The sequence below is a fragment of the Parvibaculum sp. genome, assembly GCF_035511255.1.
Classification (GTDB): domain Bacteria; phylum Pseudomonadota; class Alphaproteobacteria; order Parvibaculales; family Parvibaculaceae; genus Parvibaculum.
In genome coordinates, this window is the sequence record NZ_DATKFR010000086.1 from 1 (window position 1) to 2,941 (window position 2,941).

Here is a 2,941-nt window from a genome sequence, read left to right on the forward strand (position 1 = left end):
GCTGGAGGATGGCGGTGAGTTGTCGGTTGAAGCCGATCTCGCCCACGTCGAGCTTGATCGTGACGATATAGATCATGGCGGCGACGCCGCTTTGCCCGAGGAGCCGCTGGGCGAGCATGAGCCGCGGCATCACTATCTGCCAGTGACCGCGAAGACGGTTCATTGGGGCTATTTCAGCCGTTTCCTGCCGCCCGTGCTCGAAGTGCAGTCGGGCGATTTCGTCACCGTCGAGACGCTGACGCAGCATGCCTATGACGATTACGAGCGCATGATAAAAGACGATCCCGGTGCGGAGAGCGTCTTTCACTGGACCAAGGATCACAAGAATGTAGACCGGCGCGGCGCCGGCCCGCTTGACGCGTCGACCTATGGGCGCGGCGCGGGCGAGGGCTTCGGCGTGCATATCTGTACAGGCCCCATCGGCATCGAAGGTGCGAAGCCGGGCGACGTCGTCGAGCTGCGCATCCTCGACATATATCCGCGGCCGAGTGCAAGCCCGGAATATATGGGCCGCAGTTTCGGCAGCAATGCTGCGACGTGGTGGGGCTTTCATTACAATGAGCTCATCACGCCGCCGGCGCCGCGCGAGGTCGTGACGATCTACGAGATCGAGGAGAAGCGCCATTCGCATCATCAATGCGCGAAGGCGGTCTACAACTTCCGCTGGACGCCGCAGGTCGATCCTTTCGGCGTCGTCCATCCGCGCATCGACTATCCCGGCGTGCCGGTCGATCATTCGACGATCGAGAAGAATTACGATGTTCTGAAAAACGTCGAGATTCCGCTGCGGCCGCATTTCGGCGTCATCGGGCTCGCGCCGGATCATTGGGGCATCGTCGATTCCGTGCCACCGGCCTATTTCGGCGGCAACCTCGATAACTGGCGGCTGGGCAAGGGCTCACGCATCTACCTGCCGGTGGCCGTTGCCGGAGGGTTGCTTTCGATTGGCGATCCGCATGCCTCGCAGGGCGATTCCGAGCTCTGTGGCACGGCGATCGAGTGTTCATTGACGGGCATCTTCCAGATCGTTCTGCACAAGAAGCGCGATCTCGAAGGGCAGATTTTCGATCTCGATTATCCGCTGATCGAGACGGCGGACGAGTGGGTGATCCTCGGCTTCAGCCACCCGAATTATCTGAAGGAGCTCGGGCGCAACGCCCAGACGGATGTCTACAAGCAGTCATCGGTCGACATGGCGATGCGCGATGCATTCCGGAAGACGCGGCGCTTCCTGATGGCGGCGAAGGGGCTCACCGAGGATGAGGCGATCTCGCTGATTTCGGTGGCGGTCGATTTCGGTGTCACCCAGGTCGTGGATGGGAACTGGGGCGTCCATGCCACGATCCGCAAGGAGATGTTCAAATCGTGAGCGAAGCGGGGGGCACCGAATCCGCCCAGCCCAAGTTTTCGTTCCGGCACGGCCAATCGCAATCCGGGGGGAGGTTCTAGACTATCTGCGTCGGCTGGTCGGGCCGGCGTATTGAAGCCCGTAGAGGAACCTGGCACATGGCCTATAGCGCGTTGACAGTAAAGCCGGTGACGGTGCGGATCGGAGCGGAAATTTCCGGGATCGATCTTTCCCAGCCCCTTTCCAATCTTCAGCGTCAGGAGTTGAACGATGCCCTGATGGAACATCAGGTCATCTTCTTTCGCGACCAGCAACTCGACCATGACGCGCACAAGGCCCTGGGCCGCGCTTTCGGCGATCTCGTCATCCATACCGGCGTCAAGGGGCTCGACGACCATCCCGAAATCGTCGCCATTCATGCCGACGGCGCATCGAAATATGTCGCGGGCGAGAACTGGCATTCGGATCTCACTTGCAACGAAATCCCGCCGATGGGCAGCATTCTGTATCTGCCGGTCGTGCCGGAAGTCGGCGGCGACACCATGTTCGCGAGCATGTATGCGGCCTATGACGCATTGTCGCCGCGCATGAAGCTGTATCTCGAAGGGCTGATGGCGGTTCACGATGGCGAGCATGTCTATCGGCCGATCGTCAACGATCCGACGAAGCGGTTTCCCTGTTCGGAGCATCCGGTGATCCGTACTCATCCAGTGACGAAGAAGAAGGCGATCTTCGTCAACTCGTCCTATACGACGCAGATCGTCGGCGTTTCGAAGGACGAGAGCGACGGGATTTTAAACTTCCTCTACAAGCACTGCGCCAATCCGAATTTCCATGTTCGGTTTCGGTGGCAGCCGAATTCCGTGGCCTTCTGGGACAATCGCTGCACGCAGCATCTCGCCGTGTGGGACTATTTCCCGCAAGTGCGCTCCGGTTTCCGGGTGACGGTCGCCGGCGAAAAGCCGATGTGAGGAGCGGGTCGATCGCGTTGCCGCAAACGCGATCGCCCGATGGCGTCATGCCTGGTCTTTGTCGAAGACGATCCCGACCGTGGTCGGCGCCCATTTGGCCAGCTCCAGTTGCAGCGCTCCGAGCTTGCGTCCCAGATAGAACATCGCGTCGGTACCCAGCAGAAGATGCATCGGCGCTTCGTGGGAGCCGGCGACGTCGACGATGGCGCGGGCGGCCTTTGCCGGATCGCCCGGCTCGTGGCCCGCATGTTCCGCCATGATCTGACGGGAGAGATGCGCGGTCGGGGCATAGTCGGCTATCTGACGTTCGGCGACGGCGAGCGAACGACCGGCGAAGTCGGTCCGCAATCCGCCGGGCTCCACATTCGTTACCTTGATGCCGATGGGAGCGAGCTCGTCGGCCAGCGTCTGACCGATCGCTTCGAGCGCATGCTTGCTCGCGCAATAGGGCCCCGTTCCCGCCCAGATGGCGAGGCCGCTTACCGAGGTCACGTTGATGATGTGACCGGCGCGCCGCGCGCGCATGAAGGGAATGGCGGCCTGGAGCACCGCGATGGCGCCGAAGACGTTGACGTCGAAGAGCGCGCGGATTTCGGCGAGGCTCGTTTCCTCGACCGCGCCG

General features: G+C 61.5%; 3 protein-coding genes. 2 read left to right on the forward strand and 1 reads right to left on the reverse strand.

The genetic code is table 11. The features are described from left to right. Both VMR03_RS02925 and VMR03_RS02930 read left to right on the forward strand, forming a co-directional pair. On the forward strand, positions 1-1,369 hold a 1,369-nt coding region (locus VMR03_RS02925), incomplete at its 5' end, for an acetamidase/formamidase family protein (RefSeq protein ID WP_325402112.1). Between the two features lie 137 nt (positions 1,370-1,506). Further along, positions 1,507-2,319, forward strand: a complete 813-nt coding sequence (locus VMR03_RS02930; RefSeq protein ID WP_325402113.1) for a TauD/TfdA dioxygenase family protein — start codon at positions 1,507-1,509, stop codon at positions 2,317-2,319. A gap of 45 nt (positions 2,320-2,364) precedes the next feature. Here the strand turns inward: VMR03_RS02930 and VMR03_RS02935 are convergent. Beyond that, a partial coding sequence (locus tag VMR03_RS02935) for an SDR family NAD(P)-dependent oxidoreductase (RefSeq protein ID WP_325402115.1) occupies positions 2,365-2,941 on the reverse strand: 577 nt, incomplete at its 5' end.